Annotated in this window: 12 protein-coding genes; 3 read left to right on the top strand and 9 right to left on the bottom strand. The window is 61.4% G+C overall.

Annotation, left to right across the window (positions count from 1 at the left end):
• Positions 1–39 precede the first annotated feature (39 nt).
• From J3U87_RS33475 to J3U87_RS33445, 7 genes are all read right to left on the bottom strand, one after another.
• Positions 40–1,932 carry an SAVED domain-containing protein gene (locus J3U87_RS33475; protein WP_237380337.1) on the bottom strand — a complete coding sequence of 631 codons (1,893 nt, stop codon included), beginning with the start codon at positions 1,930–1,932 and terminating at the stop codon, positions 40–42.
• A 148-nt stretch (positions 1,933–2,080) separates the two neighbouring features.
• Positions 2,081–3,013, bottom strand: coding sequence for a CsgG/HfaB family protein (locus J3U87_RS33470; protein ID WP_237380335.1), 933 nt, complete (start codon positions 3,011–3,013; stop codon positions 2,081–2,083).
• A gap of 195 nt (positions 3,014–3,208) precedes the next feature.
• Complete coding sequence (locus J3U87_RS33465; RefSeq protein WP_237380333.1) at positions 3,209–4,030, bottom strand: sterol desaturase family protein; 822 nt, start codon at positions 4,028–4,030, stop codon at positions 3,209–3,211.
• A 202-nt stretch (positions 4,031–4,232) separates the two neighbouring features.
• Positions 4,233–4,862 (bottom strand): OmpA family protein, encoded by a 630-nt coding sequence (locus tag J3U87_RS33460; protein WP_237380331.1) that lies wholly within the window; start codon positions 4,860–4,862, stop codon positions 4,233–4,235.
• Positions 4,863–5,831 (bottom strand): vWA domain-containing protein, encoded by a 969-nt coding sequence (locus J3U87_RS33455; RefSeq protein ID WP_237380329.1) that lies wholly within the window; start codon positions 5,829–5,831, stop codon positions 4,863–4,865.
• 404 nt (positions 5,832–6,235) lie between these two features.
• The gene (locus J3U87_RS33450; RefSeq protein WP_237380327.1) at positions 6,236–6,505 is read right to left on the bottom strand and encodes a hypothetical protein; all 270 of its coding nucleotides are present in this window, start codon (positions 6,503–6,505) and stop codon (positions 6,236–6,238) included.
• A gap of 194 nt (positions 6,506–6,699) precedes the next feature.
• The gene (locus tag J3U87_RS33445; protein WP_237380325.1) at positions 6,700–6,891 is read right to left on the bottom strand and encodes a hypothetical protein; all 192 of its coding nucleotides are present in this window, start codon (positions 6,889–6,891) and stop codon (positions 6,700–6,702) included.
• Positions 6,892–7,710: 819 nt separating this feature from the next.
• Between J3U87_RS33445 and aceE the strand changes: the two genes are divergently transcribed.
• Genes aceE through lpdA form a run of 3 tightly spaced genes read left to right on the top strand, consistent with a single transcriptional unit; the run spans position 7,711 to position 13,591 of the window.
• Positions 7,711–10,377 (top strand): pyruvate dehydrogenase (acetyl-transferring), homodimeric type, encoded by a 2,667-nt coding sequence (gene aceE / locus J3U87_RS33440; RefSeq protein ID WP_237380322.1) that lies wholly within the window; start codon positions 7,711–7,713, stop codon positions 10,375–10,377.
• 55 nt (positions 10,378–10,432) lie between these two features.
• The gene (gene aceF / locus J3U87_RS33435) at positions 10,433–11,767 is read left to right on the top strand and encodes a dihydrolipoyllysine-residue acetyltransferase (RefSeq protein WP_420038242.1); all 1,335 of its coding nucleotides are present in this window, start codon (positions 10,433–10,435) and stop codon (positions 11,765–11,767) included.
• A gap of 33 nt (positions 11,768–11,800) precedes the next feature.
• Positions 11,801–13,591, top strand: coding sequence for a dihydrolipoyl dehydrogenase (gene lpdA / locus J3U87_RS33425; RefSeq protein WP_420038241.1), 1,791 nt, complete (start codon positions 11,801–11,803; stop codon positions 13,589–13,591).
• Positions 13,592–14,051: 460 nt separating this feature from the next.
• On the opposite strand, the gene J3U87_RS33420 is transcribed toward lpdA, so the two are convergent.
• Together J3U87_RS33420 and fabD are read right to left on the bottom strand one after the other, a co-directional pair.
• The gene (locus J3U87_RS33420; RefSeq protein WP_237380320.1) at positions 14,052–16,574 is read right to left on the bottom strand and encodes a serine/threonine-protein kinase; all 2,523 of its coding nucleotides are present in this window, start codon (positions 16,572–16,574) and stop codon (positions 14,052–14,054) included.
• Positions 16,575–17,015: 441 nt separating this feature from the next.
• Complete coding sequence (gene fabD / locus J3U87_RS33415) at positions 17,016–19,691, bottom strand: ACP S-malonyltransferase (protein WP_237380310.1); 2,676 nt, start codon at positions 19,689–19,691, stop codon at positions 17,016–17,018.
• Between the last annotated feature and the right edge of the window lie 35 nt (positions 19,692–19,726).

Raw genomic sequence — 19,726 nt, 5'->3', positions numbered from 1 at the left:
TTTTCAAAAAAGTGGAACCCTGCACGCCGGCGGTGCCCGTCACCCGCCGAGAAGGGCCGTCGGGTGGTAGCTGCCTCCCTCGAATTCATAGAGTTGGATCAAGCCTGCGGCCCGCAGGTGGACCCCCAGGAAAAAGGCGAAGGCGGCCGGACCGGCCAGGAACAGGTGGATTTTTTCGGCTTGAAGCCGGTCGCGTTCGCGGCGAACGATCTTGGCGATCGCGCGCACCAGATCGAGCGCTTCGCGGCCGCCGTCCAGCGCGGCGCGGTCGGGATCCAATCGAGGTCGGAATTGCAGCCAGTTTCCGATGTGGGTTCCGGCCCGTTCGTCGATGTGGGCCTTGACCGAACCCTCGATCGGCGTCGAAATGGCGATCGACACCGCCAGATCTCCACCGGGCCCCAGGTCGGCGATGTGGGTGGGTTCGATATCCACCGGGGTGGGTTCGCCCTTGTCCGACCAGAGCTCGACCTTCCCCGTCTTTTGGTTGGCTTGAGCCACCGACAGGTGCCAGGTGTTGGGTGGGCCGAATTGATGTCCCAGGGTCATCCAGGCCGATTGAATCGCGTCACCCTTGACCTTGATGTGCTTGGGCTTTTCGAGGTGCGTGAAGGCTCGTTTGATACGCGGCAGGATATCCCGGCCCCAGGAATCGGCATATTTGGGAAGGCGGCCTTTCACGTCTTCGCCGGGGAAGAGATCACCCAGGTCGATGACGACGGCCTCGGGGTCGAACTTTTGATCGCGTTCGACGCGCGCCCGGCTGTTGTAGGTGTTCAGGAGGACCTGCTGGCTGCCGGGGGGCGAGAAGATTTGCGTGCTGTCGCCACGCACGTACAGGACCGGTGTGATCCACTCGACACTGTTGGGCCGCATTTGGTAGATCGCGAGCCGGCCGTCGTTGACCGCCTGATCCAGGGTCCGTTCGTCGCGAACCAGGCTTTGGAAAAACGCTTTGCAAAACGCCTCGGCGGCGTCGATTTTGACCACGAATTGCATGGCCAGCACGGCCACGTCGAGATTCGGGTTCATCACGAGCGCCTGAGCCAGGCCATTGAACGGATTGTTGCCCTCTTCGGCACGACTGGATTGGCAGGCGACCAAGTTGATGAGTCGCAGGGAGTCGATGTCCCTGATGGAACGCGAGAAGGCCACCGCACTCATCGGCTTGGCTCGTCCCGATGCGTCTTCGAAACAAAGGATCCATTCGTTGGCGGGACGGCCGCCATGGCCGACGAAATGGAGCACGTGCGGTCGAAAGGACTTAAGCCTCTCGAAGACTTTCGCCGGGGTCACACCCCGATCGATGATTTCCAGCTCGAGTCCTGCGATCGGCTCGAGGACCTTCCTCATCGACGCCACGAAGCTATCACGGTGTGTCTTCCCGCAATTGGTCGGTTCGGGCAACACGGCCAGGATTTTCAGTGGGCTGGGGAAGGGAATGGGGCGGACGGGTTTGTCGGCGTCCAAGTGGCGGACGATCGAGAAACGCTTACCAATACCCATGGGATCGATTTTGCCGGGTTCCAGCATCAGCTCCCAGGGGAGTTCCGATACCGCCTGCATATCCTGGGAACGGACATCCATCCGCAATTGAAGCCGCAAAACCTCTTCCCCGCGCGGAAAACTGAGTAGGTATTGGTCGCGAACTTTGCTCTGAAACAGGGCATTGAAGAGGGCGTGACCCACCGCTTCGGGGGTCAGGTCGGTTTTGGGAGCGTCACCTGCGTTTCCAAATCCGGGCATTTTCCGTTCTTTCAGAAACGGAATCAAATCGGCCAGGGAAAAGGGGAGTTCCATCCTGCCGGAGCTCTGTCCGGCCGGCGAGTCGAGAATCAGAACGTCACAAACGCCGTCTTCGGGCGGTTGGATTTTGATCGCGAAATTTTGCAATCCTTGAAGCTGCTTGGCATCGCTTGAAACGACGGACATGACACCACCTCTCTGGTTTTGGTCGGGCGCCCGGGATCGGTGATCTCGGTCGCCATACAGGCCAAAAAACCGGAGAGCTGGACGGGTTCATTTTTTGTCGAGGATGCCGGAGGGACTTCGCGACTGTTTCCGCCGGTTCCCGGTTCCGCTAATTGAACACCGTTTGCCCTTGCTTGGGTTTGTAGGGTTTCTTGCCGTCGACCGATATCGGTTCGCAAATGCTGAGCTTTTCCTTGACGGTCTTCACCCGGATGCGGCCCTTCTCGGTGAGGTCCAGGTCCAGGAGCTCGCCGGTGTCCGGGTCGCGAATCTCCTCCGAATAGCCGACCTTCAGGATCTGACCCTCGCTGACCCCTTCGCGCGTGCCGCGGTTGATCATGATGCGGCCGCTGTCGGCTCGAATGACCTTGCCTGTCCAAATCACGTTGTCCAATTGTCCGGCCAGGAAGCCCAGCACGTTGTCGCAGGCCTTGGCGATCACCTTGCCCGACGGTGTTTTGCGGAAGGCGTCCACGTCGCCGTAAAAACCCCACTTGCTGTAGGAAAGCTTGACGCCCTTGTTCTTGACCTTTTCCTCGAAGCGGTGCGACGCGATTTCCTGGCCCGTGGTGGCGTCCACGAAGGACACCGTGCCGCCGATGATCGAGGTGCCGCCCTTGAAGCGCAGGCCGATGCCGCGATAACTGGCCGAGGAACCGCGGCCCTCGGTGCCGTCGTCGAAGGAATCGATGGTTCCGGTCACGATCAGTTGGGCCGGGGTCATGAACCCGGTTTTGGGGCCCTTGTCGCCCGAGGCGGCGCGGCCCGATTGGGCGAAGTCCTGCTCGTCCATGCTCGCCTTGCGGGCGTCGGTGCCGGCGATGACGATGAAGTTGCCCGATTTGTTGAGCTCTTCCGACAGCACCGCTTCCCATGCTTCACCCAAGTCCCATTGCGCACTCCAGCCCGCGCGATTCTCGAACTTGAGAACCTGGACGGTATATCGCAACCCGCCTTGCGCCAGAAGCGGATGGGCCGCGCCCATCAAAAAGCAGACGGCGGCGATCGTGCGAACGGGGAGTCGGTGCATCACGCTGTTCATGAAGTCCTCCTGTAACCTGGGTGACGATGGCGGGTCGATGGTTCCATCATAACGGAGCGAGGCAGGGAGGGCAATCCGCCCGTTTCACCATCCCCACCGGCCGGGTTCGCACCTGCACCCGTTGTGATGAAAACGTGGGAATGTCTGGAAATACAGCGATTGCTGGAGAGGTGTGCGGTCGCGGGAGACTGGCGGTCATCGCACCCAGGGGTACAGCAACCGGCGCGGCAGGCTTTCGGGGAAGCGATCCAAATCGTCGAAGCCCAATTCATCCGGTTGCTCGGCCGCGGGGCGGTAGGCGGTGCCGAACAGCCAATCCCAGATGCTGAAGACGATCGCGAAGTTCTTGCCGTGGCCGCCGTGGGGAATGACGTCGTGGTGCCAGATGTGGAAGCGCGGCGAGTTGAAGATGTACCCCAGCGGACCGTAGGTCCAATTCAGGTTGGCGTGGTTCAGGTGGCCGATCAGGGTGGCGATCACGGCAATGGTCAGGATGACGCCGCCATCAACGCCCAGCACGACCAGCGGGAAGTAACTCAGCGAGCGGTACACCACGATTTCCATCCAGTGGAAGCGGAAGTTGCCGATCCAATCCATCTCCACGATCGAGTGGTGCAGCTTGTGGAATTGCCACAGCCAGGGGACTCGGTGCAACAGGTTGTGGATGCTGTACTCCAGCAGGTCCTTGAGCAGGAAGAAGACGACGAACTGAACCCAGAGCGGCGTGTCCGCCAGGAGGTTCCAGCTACGCGGACCGCTGACGAGCGGCAAGTTCAGCGTGCGTTCCAGCCACATCGTGAGCCAACCGGCCGCCATGGCCAACATCATTCCGGCGTAGTGGCCGTTGAAGATCAGGAAGAACAGGTCCTGGACGATCCCGCGCCGTGCCGGGCTCTGCTCCCGGCGCCACGGGAAGAGGCGCTCCAACGCCGCCACCGCCAGCGAAACCACCACGAGCCAAAAAAAGTAGCCGCGTGGGTCCGAAACCACGTGCCACAGATTCCATTGCGACCACACGAGCGCCTCCTCGTCATCCGCGTCATTCCATTGCGGGGTCGGTGGCGTGCACCATCTTCACCGCCCCGGGGAGTTCCATTCTTCCAGAAATCGGGAATCCTTCCCAGGTCCCTCGTCCTTGGACGTTCCCATACATAACAAAACCCACGTGGATTTGTTCCACGTGGGTTTCTTGGGTGAGGACGGCGGCGCCGCGATTCGATTAGAACTGAATGCGAACCACGAGCACCACGCGACGGTTCTTGGCCCGTCCCCCTGCGCTGTCATTTTCGGCAATCGGCTTGTCGGGACCGTAGCTCACCGTGTTCATCAGGTGCAGCGGGATGTCGTGTTTCTTGTAGAGGTATTCACGCACCGACTCCGCGCGGTCCTGGCCGAGCTTCATGTTGTAGTCCTTGGTACCACGGCTGTCGGTGTGGCCCTGGATCTCGATGTGGACCAGCTTGTTCTGGCGAATCAGCAGGTCTGCGAATTTATCCAGCTCGCCGCGAGCGGCATCGGTCAATTCGAATTTGTCGCTGCGGAAGTTCGCTTCGGCTTCCGAAAGTGTTTTCTGGAAGCGGAGCTGACCGAATTGCGCGATCATCTGCTGGTTCTCTTCGACCATTTTCGAAATGTTCTCGTTGGTCTCTTCCAAGCCTTCGATCTGCAAGTTCATTTCTTTGGCCATGTCGCGGATTTCCGTCTGGGTCTCTTCGACTTGGCGTTTGATGTCCTCGATCTGGCGCTGGGTGCGCACTTCCGAGGCTTCGATCTCCTGGTCCACGAACTTTTTCGTTGCACAATTCAGCGACAACAGACACAACACGAGGGTTATCGCGATCAATCTCATTTAATTTCCTCCAACAATTTCGGGCATCGAGCCCACGTAACCTCGGCGAAAACGAACCTGGTGATCGCCACGACGGTCCACGACGACATCCAGTCGGCGGCGTGGATCGCCGGATTTTTTCTCCACGGTGATGGAAAGCATATATTGGGGCCGCATCTTCTCCGTGAGGAGTGCCGAGATTTGCGGTAACTGACGCGCATCCTTGGCGATAATCAGCTCACCGCCAGTGATTGTTGTAATTTCCTGCAAAGTTTTCAAGCCAAGATCTTCACGATCCTCGGATCCGCTCGGCACGAACCCGTCGGCGATGCCCACGATGAACACCGGCACATCGATGATGCGCAACACCTTGAGCAACTGCTCTTCGGTCAGCCGGCTCTGGTTGTCGTTGCCGTCGGTGAACAGCAACAACGCGCGATTGGTCAGGCCGTCCTTGCTGAAATAGGCCTGACTGGAGCTCAGGGCGTCGAAAAGCGCGGTTTTTCCGTACCCCTTCAGCTTGTTCTTGTTCATGTGCCAGTGGCTCTTGTGCTCCTGGTCGGCGATGGCCAACACCTCGGAATCGGAGAAAATGATGACCTTCCAGAGATCGTCGCGCTGGTGCTGATCTAACAGGTAGTCGATCGTCTGAACCGATCCCAGCAGTTTGTGGCCGATCTCCATGCTCCCCGACATGTCCAGCAAATACACGACTTCCATCGGACGATCGTAGGCGGGCGCGCATCCCTCGATGACCACTTGCCGATCGTCGACGATCAGGCGAAAGTCGTCCGCCGTCAAACCGCCCACCGGGCGGCCGCGCTTGTCGGCGACCCACACGGGGATCTGGATCAGGCTGAACTGAAAACTTTGGCTACCGGTGAGCGGCTCCTGGGGATCGGGGCCGGTAATCTGCCCGCACAAAACGGGAAAAAAACCACAGACCAGCATCGTGCTGGCGAGGTTGGCGAGCAGCCTCACGTTCGGCATGGAATTCCCTCAAATTAAGCCGTTCATTGCCAACGCAGTATGCACCAGTATGAGCTGTCGATCAAGGTCTAGCCACAACTTTGTGAGCACAACTACGCTTCGTGGCGGGGATCTCCCGCGCTTTCAGGACCAATCCCAACGCACCACATTCGCCTTCCGTTCGCGGCGTTCGGGCGCGATGGGTGCCGGGCGGCGGGCGCACCGGGTCGAAGGACGGACTTTCGAGACGGAACAGGCCCCGGAGATCTCGGGCAGCGACGGTTTCATGGTGAAACCGCGGGACGAAGGCGCCATGTGCCGCGAGAGAAGAATCAGCGCCAGGATCGATTGCAAGAGCAGCCCCACCTGTCTATACCAAGAACCGAATGCCCGGTGACCCCTCCGTTTCGTCCGTTCCAGGATGTTCACTCACAAGATTCGCCATCCTGGGGATGCGCTTCCTCGTATTCGCAGATCAAACCGTGAATGGTCAGCGCCTTGGTTTGAAATTCGTACTGATGAATGTCGTCGTTTCGCCATAGCTGACACAAACGCTGCAGACGCCCGAACAGATATCCTTCCTCGAATTCTTCGCGTTCGATTCGGGCCGCTTCGTCCTGGGATTCGTCCAGTCCTCGGCGCGCCAGCGCTTCCTTGATGTCTTGCATCACCTCGCGGCGATAGAGTGCGTCCATGGGGACTCCTTTTCATCGACTTCATCGATCTGTCGACGAGCTGAGCCGTTCTCCCTGAGGAGATTGGCGGATGGGGAAAGCTCTCGGGGGTTTGCCGCGACTATAAAATGAAAAAGGGCCCTTGAGAAGGGCCCTTTTGTAAATTTTGACAAATGCTGGAAAGCCAGAATGTCATATGTGCCGGCCGAGGTAGCTCAGGCGACGGCGGTAATCACCTGTTCCATGACATCCTGCCGCTCTTGCGGGAAATGGGTGCCGGCGGCCTCCAGCTTGGCACGAAACCAGTGGGGTGCCCGGTTGGGCGAATAATAGGCGGTGAAGCCGCAATCGAAACATTCGAATTTGACGTGGGGTTTGGGCTTGTGGTCACAACACTTGGGAGACATAACCTTACCTTCGGATACGACGAAATCGGTCTGGACCTGGGTAGTCCAAGAAATTTTGAAATTTCCGGGATGAAAGCAGCGATTCTCCACGGGAGCCCCCTGATACGGTAAATGGTCCGGGTTCGAACGACCCACACTGCATAGCTTATTGATACTCAGTCTCAGGTTCAAGCTAAAAATGCACCTTCACGTTAAAAACCGCGGGAGGTGCTTTCCGGCTCCGACGGACCCGGGACCGCGCCATCACCCGGTGGAATCCCCGAGTTCACTGGATATGTGCCACTTGGCCCCGTTTCCATGGATGGATCTTTGATCCTGACCAAAATAACGGGTGTCGTGCTTTTGGGTTGGGAATACCAATCGAGCTTCATTCATTTAATAGTGGATGGCAGGAGTGGTGGCTTTTCGGCTCGAGGTGGGGTGAAAAAGAACGGGGCGGGCGGTGGAATCGATTGCCGCCTCTTTTGAAGGATGTCCATCTCTTTTGCGCCGCCTCCCGTTTCCTCGAAAACCGGCGTGAATCGGCGGTCGCCATCGAAAAGAAAATATCACGCCCAATAATTTGAAATATCGGTTTTTTCAAGGCGTGGTCGCGATTGGCTGGCCACCAGTAACCGTTTGGTTTTCATGCGGTTGATGAGGTGTTTTTGTGAATTTGACACGAACCTGGTGAGCGACTTTCCCGATCGGCCGCGGCCCCTGCTGGAGGCCCACTTTCCGAATGGTCATTCAAAAACGCGAATCTCATTGACCTTTGGTTCAAGAATGGTTAGCCTCCGACCATCCGGACCACGAATTTTGACGGAAGGAGGAAGCGGTATGCCCCACAAAGCACATCCGCGCGATATCGATCCGGAGGAAACTCGAGAATGGGTCGAGTCCCTGGAAGCGGTACTCGACCAAGAGGGGCCCGAACGGGCTCATTTCCTTTTGGAGACTTTGATCGACAAGGCAAGGCGTCGGGGGGCCCATTTGCCTTACAAAGCCACCACGGCTTACGTGAATACCATTCCACCGCATATGGAGGAGAAACTTCCGGGGGATGCGGCGATGGAGAAGCGGATTCGCGACATCATCCGCTGGAACGCCATGGCCATCGTGGTGCGCGCCAATCGCGCGGAAGACGGGCTGGGGGGCCACATAGCGAGCTTCGCTTCTTCCGCTACCTTGTATGACGTCGGCATGAACTACTTCTTCAACGCCCGCAACGAGAGCCACGGCGGCGACCTGGTGATGATCCAGGGTCACTCCTCGCCAGGGATTTACGCGCGGGCCTTCATGGAAGGACGGCTGACCGAAGAACACCTGCTGCGTTTTCGCCGGGAAGTCCAGAAGGGCGGGCTGTCGTCCTATCCGCACCCCTGGCTCATGCCTGGCTTTTGGCAGTTCCCCACGGTATCGATGGGGCTCGGACCGATCATGGCCATCTACCAGGCGCGGTTCATGAAATACATGCAAAACCGCGGGATCGTCCAAACCCAGGGCCGCAAGGTCTGGGCCTTCATGGGCGACGGCGAGATGGACGAGCCGGAGAGCCTGGGCGCCATTTCGCTGGCCGGTCGCGAACGACTCGACAACCTGGTCTTCGTCGTCAACTGCAACCTGCAGCGGCTCGACGGCCCGGTGCGTGGCAACTCGTCGATCGTTCAGGAACTGGAAGGCAATTTCCGCGGTGCGGGCTGGAACGTGATCAAGGTGCTGTGGGGTTCCAACTGGGACCCGCTGTTCGCCCAGGATCACAAGGGCTTGCTGGCGCGCCGCATGGAAGAGGCGGTCGACGGCGAGTATCAGGCCTACCGCGCCTCGGGCGACGGGGCCTTCGTGCGCGAACACTTTTTCGGCAAGTATCCCGAACTCAAGGAAATGGTCGCACGCATGAGCGACGACGAGATCTGGGCCCTCACGCGTGGCGGCCACGACCCGTACAAGGTCTTCGCGGCCTATGCCGCCGCGATGCAGAACACGGGGCGGCCCACGGTGATCCTGGCCAAAACGGTCAAGGGCTACGGCATGGGTGAAGCCGGCGAAGGCCAGAACATCAGCCACCAGCAGAAGAAAATGGGCGAGCGCGCCCTGCGGCACTACCGCGACCGCTTCAGCATTCCCATTTCGGACGAGGAAATCGAATCGGCACCGTTCTACAAACCCGCCGAAGACAGCCCGGAACTGAAATACATGCAGGCCCGGCGCGAGGCGTTGGGTGGACCTTTCCCCGCCCGCACGGTGGATGCCGCGCCGCTCGAGATTCCCGAGTTGGCCAGCTTCAAGGCCTTGCTGGACGGCAGCGGCAAGCGCGAGATCTCCACGACGATGGCCTTCGTTCGTTTCCTGACCGTGCTGACCCGCGACAAAAATCTCAAGGATCACCTGGTTCCCATCATTCCCGACGAGGCACGGACCTTCGGGATGGAGGGCATGTTCCGCCAATTGGGGATCTACTCCTCGGTGGGTCAGCTCTACGAACCGGTCGATGCCGGTCAGATCGCACCCTACCGCGAGGCGAAGGACGGTCAGATCCTCGAAGAAGGTATCAACGAGGCCGGCGCGCTGAGTTCCTGGATCGCCGCGGGCACCTCCTACGCCAACCACGGCGTGCAGATGATTCCCTTCTACATCTTCTACTCGATGTTCGGGTTCCAGCGCGTGGGTGACCTGATCTGGGCCGCCGGCGACATGCAGGCGCGCGGCTTCCTGATCGGCGGGACCTCGGGTCGCACGACGCTCAACGGCGAGGGGCTCCAGCACCAGGACGGACACAGTCACTTGATGTCCAGCACCGTGCCCAACTGCGTGTCCTACGATCCCACCTACGCCTACGAGCTGGCGGTCATTCTCCAAGACGGCATGCGGCGCATGTACGCCGAACAGGAGAGCGTGTTCTACTACGTGACCACCATGAACGAGAACTATTTCCACCCGGCCATGCCCGAAGGCGTGGAAGAGGGGATTCGACGCGGGATCTACTGCCTGCGCCGTGCGCCCGCCGGTGACAAACGGGTCGCCCTGCTGGGTTGCGGCACCATCCTGCGCGAGTCGGAGCGGGCCGCCGAAATCCTGGCCGAGGAGTATGGCATCATGGCCGACGTCTACAGCGTGACCAGCTTTACCGAGCTGCGTCGCGACGGCCTCGCCGTCGAGCGCTGGAACCGATTGCATCCCAAGGACGAACCCAAACAGGCCTACATCAGCCAGATGTTCGCCGACTTCGATGGCCCGATCGTGGCGGCCACCGACTACATGAAATCCTATTCCGACCAGATCCGGCCCTTCTTGAAACAACCCTACGTGACATTGGGTACCGACGGCTTCGGTCGCTCCGACACCCGGGCTGCCCTGCGTGCCTTCTTCGAAGTCGATTACCGTCACGTCGTGGTGGCCGCCCTGACCGTCCTGGCCGATCGTGGCCAGTTCGAGCGCGAGGGTGTGGCCGAGGCGATCGCCAAGTTCGAAATCGATCCGGAAGCGCCCGATCCCCAGGTTTCCTGACGGATCGGTCCCCTTCCACAGGTGTGCGCGACAAGAGCAAGAGCAGGAGGATTTCGTGTCTAATCTGGAAGAAGTGAAGGTTCCGGATATCGGTGATTTTGACAACGTGGATGTGGTCGAGGTGCTGGTGGCCGTGGGCGACCGTGTCGCGGCCGAGGATCCGCTGATTACCCTGGAGACCGACAAGGCCTCGATGGAAGTGCCCGCGCCGCACGACGGTGTGATCAAAGAGGTACGGGTTTCGGTGGGTGATTTGGTGAGCGAGGGCAGCGTCATCGCGACGCTCGAACCCGGCGAAGGCGGTGCCGTGGCCGCGGAAGCCCAGGCGATGGCGCCGGACGAGGCCGTGCCCGCTCCCGCGGAAACGGAAGCGGCGGCACCTCCGCCTCCGGCCGCGCCGGCCGAAGCGCCCAAGGCGCCGGCCGCACCGGCGGCGAGCGAGGCCGCCTCGGGCCAGTCCGAGCGCGACGCCTTTAGCGCCAATCCCGGTGCCCGGCCTTACGCCAGCCCGGCGATCCGCAAGTTCGCCCGCGAGTTGGGCGTGGACCTGACCCAGGTGTCGGGCAGCGGGCGCAAGGGACGCATCGTCAAGGAAGACGTGCAGAAGTACGTGAAACGCCGGCTCCAGGCGCCCGCCGCCGCGGCCGGTGGCGGAGCCCTGCCCGAGATGCCGGCCATCGATTTCAGCAAGTTCGGCGAGACCGAAACCGTCGTGCTCAGCCGCATCCGCAAGGTGAGCGCGGCCAACCTGCACCGTAGCTGGCTGCACGTCCCGCACGTCACCCAGCACGAGGACGCCGACATCACCGAAATGGAAGCCTTCCGCAAGGCCAACGGCGAGGAGGCCAAGAAACGCGGCTTCAAGCTGACCCCGATCGCCTTCATCATGAAGGCCGTCGTGGCGGCGCTCAAGGAGTATCCCGACTTCAACAGTTCGCTGAGCCCCGACGGTGAGAGCCTGATCCGCAAAATGTACCATCACCTCGGGATTGCCGTGGATACGCCCAACGGCCTGGTGGTGCCCGTCATTCGTGACGTGGACCGCAAGAGCATCTACGAATTGGCCGGCGAGTTGGTGGAAACCAGCCTCCGCATGCGTGACGGCAAGATCAAGCCTGCCGACCTGCAGGGCGCCTGCTTCACCATTTCCAGCCTCGGCGGCATCGGTGGGACCTCGTTCACGCCGATCGTCAACGCGCCGGAAGTCGCCATTTTGGGTGTCTCCAAATCCAGTTGGAAGCCCGTGTACGAGAACGGGGCCTTCGTGCCGCGTCTCATGCTGCCGCTTTCCCTTTCCTACGACCACCGCGTGATCGACGGCGCCGCCGCCGCGCGCTTCACCAGCTTCCTCGCATACATGCTGGGCGACCTGCGTCGCCTGTTGCTGTGACGCGAGAACGCGCGGAACGCGAAGGAGGATTCGATGAGTGACAAGATCGAAGTGCGCGTGCCCGAGCTGGGCGATTTCAAAGACGTGGATGTGGTCGAAATCTTGGTGGCCGTGGGTGATCGCGTCGCCGAGGGCGATTCGCTGATCGCGCTGGAAACCGACAAGGCGTCGATGGAAGTACCGGCCCCGACCGACGGGACCCTGGTCTCCTTGTCCGTGGAAGCCGGCGGCACGGTGAACGAGGGCGATGTCATCGCGATCATGGAGGCCGGCGCCGCGACCGACGCGGGCGCCAAACCCCAGGTCGCCGAGTCGGCCCCGGCCCCGAAACCTGCTCCCGCCGAGCCTGCTCCGGCACTTGGCCGGAACGAGACGGCCCAAGCCGAGCCGATCGCGGCGCCGGAGGGAACCTTCGACTGCGATCTCCTGGTCCTGGGTTCCGGGCCGGGCGGCTATACCGCCGCGTTTCGCGGTGCCGACCTGGGCCTGAAAACGGTGTTGGTCGAGCGCGACGCGAGCCTCGGCGGCGTTTGCCTGAACGTGGGTTGCATCCCGTCCAAGGCCTTGCTGCACAGCGCCAAGGTCATCGACGAGGCCGCCCACATGAGCCGGCACGGCATCGTGTTCGGCAAGCCCGAAATCCAATTGGACAAGTTGCGCGCCTGGAAGGACGGCGTCGTCGGCAAACTCACCGGCGGCATTCGCCAGTTGGCCAAGAGCCGCAAGGTGGACGTGGTGCACGGGACCGGGTCCTTCGTGGGCCCCCACGAGATGCAGGTCAGCCACGAAGGCGACGTGCGCACGATCAGCTTCCGCTACGCCGTGATCGCGGCCGGTTCGCGACCGGTACAAATCCCCGGCTTCCCCTACGACGATCCGCGCTTGATGGATTCCACCGGGGCGCTGGAATTGGCCGACATTCCCGAGCGGTTGCTGGTCATCGGCGGCGGCATCATCGGTTTGGAGATGGCCACCGTCTACGAGGCGTTGGGGACCAAGGTCACCGTGGTCGAATTGCTCGACCGGTTGATGATGGGCGCCGACCGCGACATGGTGCGGCCCTTCCAGAAGCGAATGGCGGCGCGGTTCGAGAACATCTACCTCGAGTCCAAGGTGACGGCGATCGAAGCCGAGGAAGCGGGTCTTCGCGTCCGCTTCGAAGGGGAGAAGGCGCCCTCGGAGGACTTGTTCGACCGCGTCCTGCTGTCGGTGGGCCGCGCGCCCAACGGCAAGCTGATCGGTGCGGCGCACGCCGGCGTGGCCGTGGACGAGCGCGGCTTCATCGCCGTCGACAACCAGCAGCGCACGAACGTGCCGCACATCTTCGCGATCGGGGATATCGTCGGGCAGCCGATGCTGGCCCACAAGGCGACCCACGAGGGCAAGGTGGCCGCGGAAGTCGCCGCGGGCCACAAGAGCTTCTTCGACGCCCGGGTGATCCCGAGCGTGGCCTACACCGATCCGGAAGTGGCCTGGGTCGGCGTGACCGAGGAACAGGCCAAGGCGCAGGGCCTCAATTACGGCAAGGGCACCTTCCCGTGGGCGGCCAGCGGTCGATCGTTGGCCCTGGGCCGCGACGAGGGCGTCACCAAGCTCCTGTTCGACAAGGACACGGGCCGCGTGATCGGTGCGGCCGCGGTGGGCACCAACGCCGGCGAGATCATCGCCGAGGCGGGCCTGGCCATCGAGATGGGTTGCGATGCCGAGGATATCGGCCTCACGGTGCACGCGCACCCGACCTTGAGCGAGACGGTCGCCTTCGCCGCCGAAGCGTTCGAGGGCACCATCACGGACCTGTACATTCCCCGCAAAAAGAAAAAGTGAGCCCGAACCGGGGCGGTGAACCCGCCGCCCCGGTTCCCGGCAGCTTCGGATCACCGGGCCATGGGCGAGATGGGCTCATACCCGTGACGTCCTGTTAAAAAGTCTGTCCACGGATCACGGGTTCCCGATTTTATAAGGACGGGCGGTACTCCGGCGACCATTACGTGGAAAAATTCTGATTCGTGTCCTTTGGTGTTCTTAGTGGACAGGGACTGCGGCGGGGACAGCCACGCATAAGCGCTTATAATTCTTGACATTTATACCCTTTTTCACCGCTGTGGTAGCCCGTTCTCCGACATGCTCAAGTGGATGCATATTCGTGTTCATCCGTTTGATTCGTGGGCAGTGACTTCCCGGTTTCCGAGAACCACCTCCGATGACCTGCAGATCGGGGCCGGGAGTATCTTTTTCGTGTCTTTTCGTGATTTTAGTGGACAAAATGGTTCTCTCTTGAAACGTCTCAACCGCCGGGCGAGCCGGCCAGAGCCTGTTGCCGCAGCCGCTCGAATTCCTGAATGCGGACCCAGGCATTGTGGATGGATACACTTTTTCCGCAATACTTCTGGAGATTTCGGTGACTCTCCCGCAGCATGGGTTCCGCCTCCTCGAAACGGCCTTCCGCCGCCAGGCACGAACCCAGAATGCTCAGGGCGATCGCCGTTTCGGCATTGTCGTCGGAGTACTTCTTTCGATAGGCGAAGACCGCCTCTTGCAACAGGGACCTCGCCTGTTTCAGGTCTCCCTTGCCCAAATAGAGTTCTCCCAATCTCACCCGCGCCCGGGCGATGAAGTGGTGATCGTCGGGGAACGTATTGAGCGCGATGCCCAGCGCCTTTCGAAAGAAGGCTTCGGCCTTTTCCCTGTCGCCGCGTTTGTAGTGAATCGTGCCGAGATGAATATGGGCCGAAACGATGCGACGCCGGGTGGCAGGCTCGTTGTTTTTCATCGCTTCCAGGGCTTCGTACAAAATGCGTTCGGCTTCGGCGAGTTGACCCGTGGCAAGCAGGGAGCTGCCCAATCCCGTCAAGCCGCTGACCACCAGGACATGGCTTTCCATGTACATTTTACGGCTTCCTTCCACGAGCTGGCGAAACAGGTCGATGGCCTTGTCGTATTCGCCGACACCGGCGTATTCGTTGGCCAAATTGTGGGTGATCCCGAGGGTGTGGGCATTCAAGGGGCCTTCGACTTCTCGGCAGATGTTCAGGGCTCGCGAGTAGGCATCGATCGCCTCGGCGCTTTTGCGTTGATAGCCGTAGATGACCGCCAATTGGCTCAAACCCACCATGGTTTTCGGGTGATTTTCGCCCAGCACCCGAACGCCGATGTCGTGGACCTCGACAAAAATGTCCTCGGCCAAATCGAATTTGCCCAGGGAGCAATACAGCGTCCCAATCCCATTTTTGATCACCATGGTTCGTTCGCTGTCGACGCCATGGCTTGCGATCGAGTGGGTCTCGGCTTCCTCGAAGCAGGTCAACGCTTGCTCATACGCCATGTCGTTCAGATGAAGGGCACCCATCAAATAGGCCGCCTGGGTCACCGCCTCACCGTCCAGTGGCCGTTCTAGACGGCGGGCCGCCAACGCGGCCGCAGCCAAGGGCTTCGCTTCTCGCGTCAGACCGAGCCCATGGTAGGCCGCTCCCAAGGCGTATTGCAAATCGGCGCGTATCTGGGGCTGATCCACGAGCCCGTGTTCGATGTTTTGGGCCCCTCGTTCCAATAAATCCTTGGCCGTCATGGAGGGACCCAACTTCGGATCGTTCACATCGAAGATGTCGACCAGGTACCGAAGGGTACTTTCGGCTTTGTCGCGTTCCCGTTCCGATTGATGCTTGAGGTGCAATGCGTAGAAGGAGAATCCGATCAACAACCCGCAAAAGAACGCCGCCGCCGTGATGGTCCAGCGGTTTCGCACTGAAAACTTCCTCAAGCGGTACACATAACTCGTGGCGTGGGCATGCACAGGTAAGCATTGTAGGTATCGCCGAATATCCGCTTCGAAAACCTCGACCGATCCGTAGCGGTATCGCGAATCGTAGGCCAGGGCCTTGAAGAGGAGGTTGTCCAGATCGGCACCCAGTCTTTGGCCCGATCGCGCGCCGGTCCATCTCTGCCGCAGCCATCGGCCCTTTTCTCGTGATGGCTCGCCGCTTCGGCGATCATGCTGTCTTTGGGCCGCTTCGCTGACCGGATCGGGCCGGCCCTCGGCGATGCGCTCCTCGGCCACCAAGGGGTTTTGGCTTGCGTAGTGGTAGGGCCGGGTTCCTGCCAGAAGTTCGTATAAGATGACGCCCAGTGAAAACACGTCGGTACGGGTGTCCAATCGTTCGCCACGCAGTTGCTCGGGGCTCGCGTAGTCGATGGTCAGCATGCTCTTGCCCTTGGCGGTAGCGGCTTGGGGCGCCATGCTGACGGGGTCCAACAAACCCGCGATTCCGAAATCCAGCAGCTTGGGGTTGCCATCGGCGGTCACCAGAATGTTGGCCGGCTTCAGGTCCCGATGGACCACTAAATTTTGGTGGGCATAGCTCACCACGCGGCAAACCTTCATGAAAAGCTCGAGCCGCTCTTTCGTCGAGAGATCGTGATGCGCCGCATAGTGATCGATGGGTTTTCCGTGGATGTACTCCATGACGAAAAAGGGCAGGCCGGTATCGGTTTGTCCCACATCGTAGAGATGGGCGATATACGGGTGCTTCAAGCGCGCGAGGATTTGTTGTTCCTGATAGAACCGGCGAAGGATGTCCTCCGTATCCATGCCCCGCTTGAGGATCTTGATCGCTACCTTCTTGTAGGTGTCGTCAGCGCGGGTCGCGAGAAAGACACGGCCCATGCCGCCTCGGCCCAGTTCGCGCTCCACTTGATACGCCCCGATTCGCGTGATGGTACCCGAGTCATCATCGGCACCGGGTGTGGCGGGACCCCTTTCGACGACTTGGGGATCCCAAGTGATGGCCGGCTCCTCGGCGAAGCGTTCCAAAAATCACCCCCTTCGGTCAGAAATGCGCGAAGCCGCTCGGCGTCCCAACGGGAAACCGGATGAGACGTCAGCGATGGAGAGTGGGAGTGGTAGAGGCAGCCATGTTTCGATTTGATTTACTAAATATATCTGAAAAAGAAACTTAGCGAATGTAGTGTTGCATCGTAAAAAGTATCTGTAAATTAAACTTACATATGTTGGCAAATTTACGAAAAACACAAGGACTGGCGATCATTTTAAGCACTCGATGCACCATTTTCAAGGGTGTTTTACCTCCCAGTGCGCTCGGTCAGCGGGCTGGCCGTATCCGTTTCCTTTCGATTGGGGCTCGTTGCGCAGGTGATGGCGTCCTTGCCCATGGATCGGGTGGCGTCGCCTTTGTGGCGATCCCCACCCGATTTCTCGAACGGCGGCTGCCTGGCGCCTATTGCCGAGCAGGGGTCAAGAGAGGTTTCGGTTGAACCCGTTGATTACGCGGGCGGCGCCCTCCATCAGGAAGGTGGCCAGGTCGTCCACGTGGCGCCGACGCCAATCCTCCAAGGGGGTGCCCTTGACCACCTGGTTGAAGGCCCCCATCGCCGGGCCGCAGTGGATCTGGAAATCGAGTTTTTGCGAGAGATCGCCTGCCATCGCCAGGCGCGTGGTGTGGATGAAGTACCACTTGAACACCATCGCCATTTTCTGCTTGGGGTTGCGCTCGGCCTTGGCCAGCTCGGCCGGACGCCGCTCCGCCAAGTAGGCCCGCGTCTCCGCCCACACTTCCTCGAAGGTTCGTCGGAAGTACTTGGTCTCGATCATTTCTCGAGTTTTGGGGTCCAGGTCGTGCAGGCCGGCGTGGCGCTGGTAGAGCTCGTAGAGTTTGTTCGCTCGCGCCGGAAAGAACAGGCCGCGCTTGACCACCTGCACCTTGGCGCCCACTTCGAACAGGTCGCCGGCGGGCGCGTAACCGGTGTCCTGCACGCCGATGCCCGCCAGGAGCTCCTTGACGTGCTCGGAGGCGCCCGACTCCGGCGCACACTGGTTGATGGAGCCGGTGACGATGTAGTCGGCCCCCAACAGGAACGCCGCAGCGGCCGAGCTGGGCGAACCGATCCCGCCTGCCGCGCCGATGCGCACCGGCTCGCGGTAGCGGCGCTCGCTCTGGATCTGGTCGCGCAGCGCGATCATGGCCGGCATCAAGGTGTAGGGATTGCCGCGATCGGTGTGCCCGCCCGAGTCGGCCTCCACCGTCACATCGCAGGCGACCGGCAGCGCGCGGGCCGCCGCCGCTTCGGTCTCCGTCAGCAGGCCCCGTTGTGTGAGTTTGGCGAGCACCCGATCGGGCGCCGGCTGCATGAAGGGACCGGCCACCTCGGGCCGCGACACCTTGGCGATCAGGCGGTTCGGCACGCGAAACCCGCCCTGGGCCGTGCGTTCGGCACCCTTGAAGCGGAAAAGTACCAATCCGGGCGTGACCTGCATGAACGCCGAGGCCTCCACGACCGGCACCCCTTGCCGCGTGTACATGTGCGCCAATTGGATTTCGGCCTCGCTGTCTTCGTAGTTGGCCAGCATGTTCATGCCGAAGACCGCGCCCGGCGGAATCTGGCCCTTGATCCAGGCTATATCGCGTTCCACCCGGGCCAAGTCCAGACCGCCGGTGCCGAGGAACGCCAGCAAGCCCGCCTTCGCCATGCGGGCGACCAGCTCCTTGGAGGCGATACCCTTGTACATCGAGCCGGCCATGTAGGCGTACCTCACCCCGTAGGCGCGGCGGAAGCCGGCACTGCCCAAGGAGGCCGGGCCCACCTCGGGTGGGTGCATGGCGCCTGGGCTCGGATCGGCCGGTTGCCCTTGGGGTACCTCGGCCTTTTGGGGCGCTTCGCGACGCGGCGGGACGACGGTTTCATTTGGGGAGCGCGCCCCGGATACGAGCGCTTCCCCGGCCCTGTCGGGAGCTCGATCGCCGGTCGCGATGAGCTCCTGGCGATGCTCGACCGCTGTGTGACCCAAACCGGCACGGGCCTGCGCCGTGGGCCACTGCTTCGACGTTGACATCCCGGACTCCGGCGCTACCGGCGAGCGCCGATCCGATCCCCAGCCGTTCGGTTGCGGTGCCACGGTGCGGGAGCCGAATCGCGGTGACCCGGCCTCGGGCGGCGTAACCGTGAAATCGGGAGTGGCAGCGGGAGGCCGGCGCTCCCCAGACAGGATGGATGCGGGCGCGTCGTTTCGCGCCTGTGCCGGTGCGGCCGGTGCGGCGGGCTCCTCACGGGCGAGGTCCAGCGGCTCCGCTTCCTGCTGGATGCGCGTGAACAGATTCGTCAGGACGCGACCCGCACCGAGCTCGGTCACGTCCGCGACGCCCTTGGCCATCAGGTAGCGCATGCTCTCCGTCCAATGTACCGAGGCCCGGATCTGCTTGGCGAGATTGCTGTAGATATCGGCCCCGTAGGGCCGACCCGTGACGTTCGCGATGACGGGAATACGCGGCTTGCGGAACTGCCAGCCCTTCAGGAAATCGGCGAAGGCTTCGGCCGCCTCGACCATGTAGCGCGAATGGAAGGCCGCGCTGACCTTCAGCAACAGGGCCCGGCGCGCACCGGCCGCCTCGAACGGCGCGATCAGCCGCTCCAAGGTGGACACCGGCCCCGAGATGACGGTTTGGGAGGGCGCGTTGTAGTTGGCGATGTCCACGTCGCTCACCCCTTCCCGGGCGAGCACCGCCTCCAACTGGGCCAAAGGCAGGCCGACCACCGCCGCCATGCCGCCTTCGCGCGCCGCGCTCATCAGCTCGCCGCGCTTGCGAACCAGGCGCAGGCCCGTTTCGAAGTCGAAGACGTCCGCGGCCAGGAGCGCGTTGTATTCGCCGAGGCTGTGACCCGCCAGAAAATCGGGCTTGGGCCCGCCCTCGCGACGGCTGCCGTACCAACTCAGGGCGTTGACCACGTAGAGTGCCGGCTGGGTGAATCGGGTCTGGCCCAGCCGATCCTGGGGATCCTCCAAGCACAGCTTGCGCACCGACCAACCGAGCACCTCGTCGGCTTTTTCCAGCAAGGCGGGGAAGGCATCGAACCACTTGGCGCCCATGCCGCGTTCTTGGGATCCCTGTCCGGGGAAAAGGGTAGCACTGACCATCTCATTCTCCTCTTTGGCGTGTGGGTTTCGCGTGA

The sequence above is a fragment of the Sulfidibacter corallicola genome (assembly GCF_017498545.1).
GTDB classification, from domain to species: Bacteria; Acidobacteriota; Holophagae; order Acanthopleuribacterales; family Acanthopleuribacteraceae; genus Sulfidibacter; species Sulfidibacter corallicola.
Note: the sequence above shows the minus strand (reverse complement) of the source record. Positions and strands in the feature narration are given on the sequence as shown.

Bases quoted from the DNA above. Each gene is read 5' to 3' on its own strand.
- J3U87_RS33450 (WP_237380327.1), bottom strand. From the start codon at position 6,505: ATGGACGCACTCTATCGCCGCGAGGTGATGCAAGACATCAAGGAAGCG.
- fabD (WP_237380310.1), bottom strand. From the start codon at position 19,691: ATGGTCAGTGCTACCCTTTTCCCCGGACAGGGATCCCAAGAACGCGGC.
- J3U87_RS33470 (WP_237380335.1), bottom strand. From the start codon at position 3,013: ATGAACAGCGTGATGCACCGACTCCCCGTTCGCACGATCGCCGCCGTC.
- J3U87_RS33445 (WP_237380325.1), bottom strand. From the start codon at position 6,891: ATGTCTCCCAAGTGTTGTGACCACAAGCCCAAACCCCACGTCAAATTC.
- aceE (WP_237380322.1), top strand. From the start codon at position 7,711: ATGCCCCACAAAGCACATCCGCGCGATATCGATCCGGAGGAAACTCGA.
- lpdA (WP_420038241.1), top strand. From the start codon at position 11,801: ATGAGTGACAAGATCGAAGTGCGCGTGCCCGAGCTGGGCGATTTCAAA.
- J3U87_RS33455 (WP_237380329.1), bottom strand. From the start codon at position 5,831: ATGCCGAACGTGAGGCTGCTCGCCAACCTCGCCAGCACGATGCTGGTC.
- J3U87_RS33460 (WP_237380331.1), bottom strand. From the start codon at position 4,862: ATGAGATTGATCGCGATAACCCTCGTGTTGTGTCTGTTGTCGCTGAAT.
- J3U87_RS33475 (WP_237380337.1), bottom strand. From the start codon at position 1,932: ATGTCCGTCGTTTCAAGCGATGCCAAGCAGCTTCAAGGATTGCAAAAT.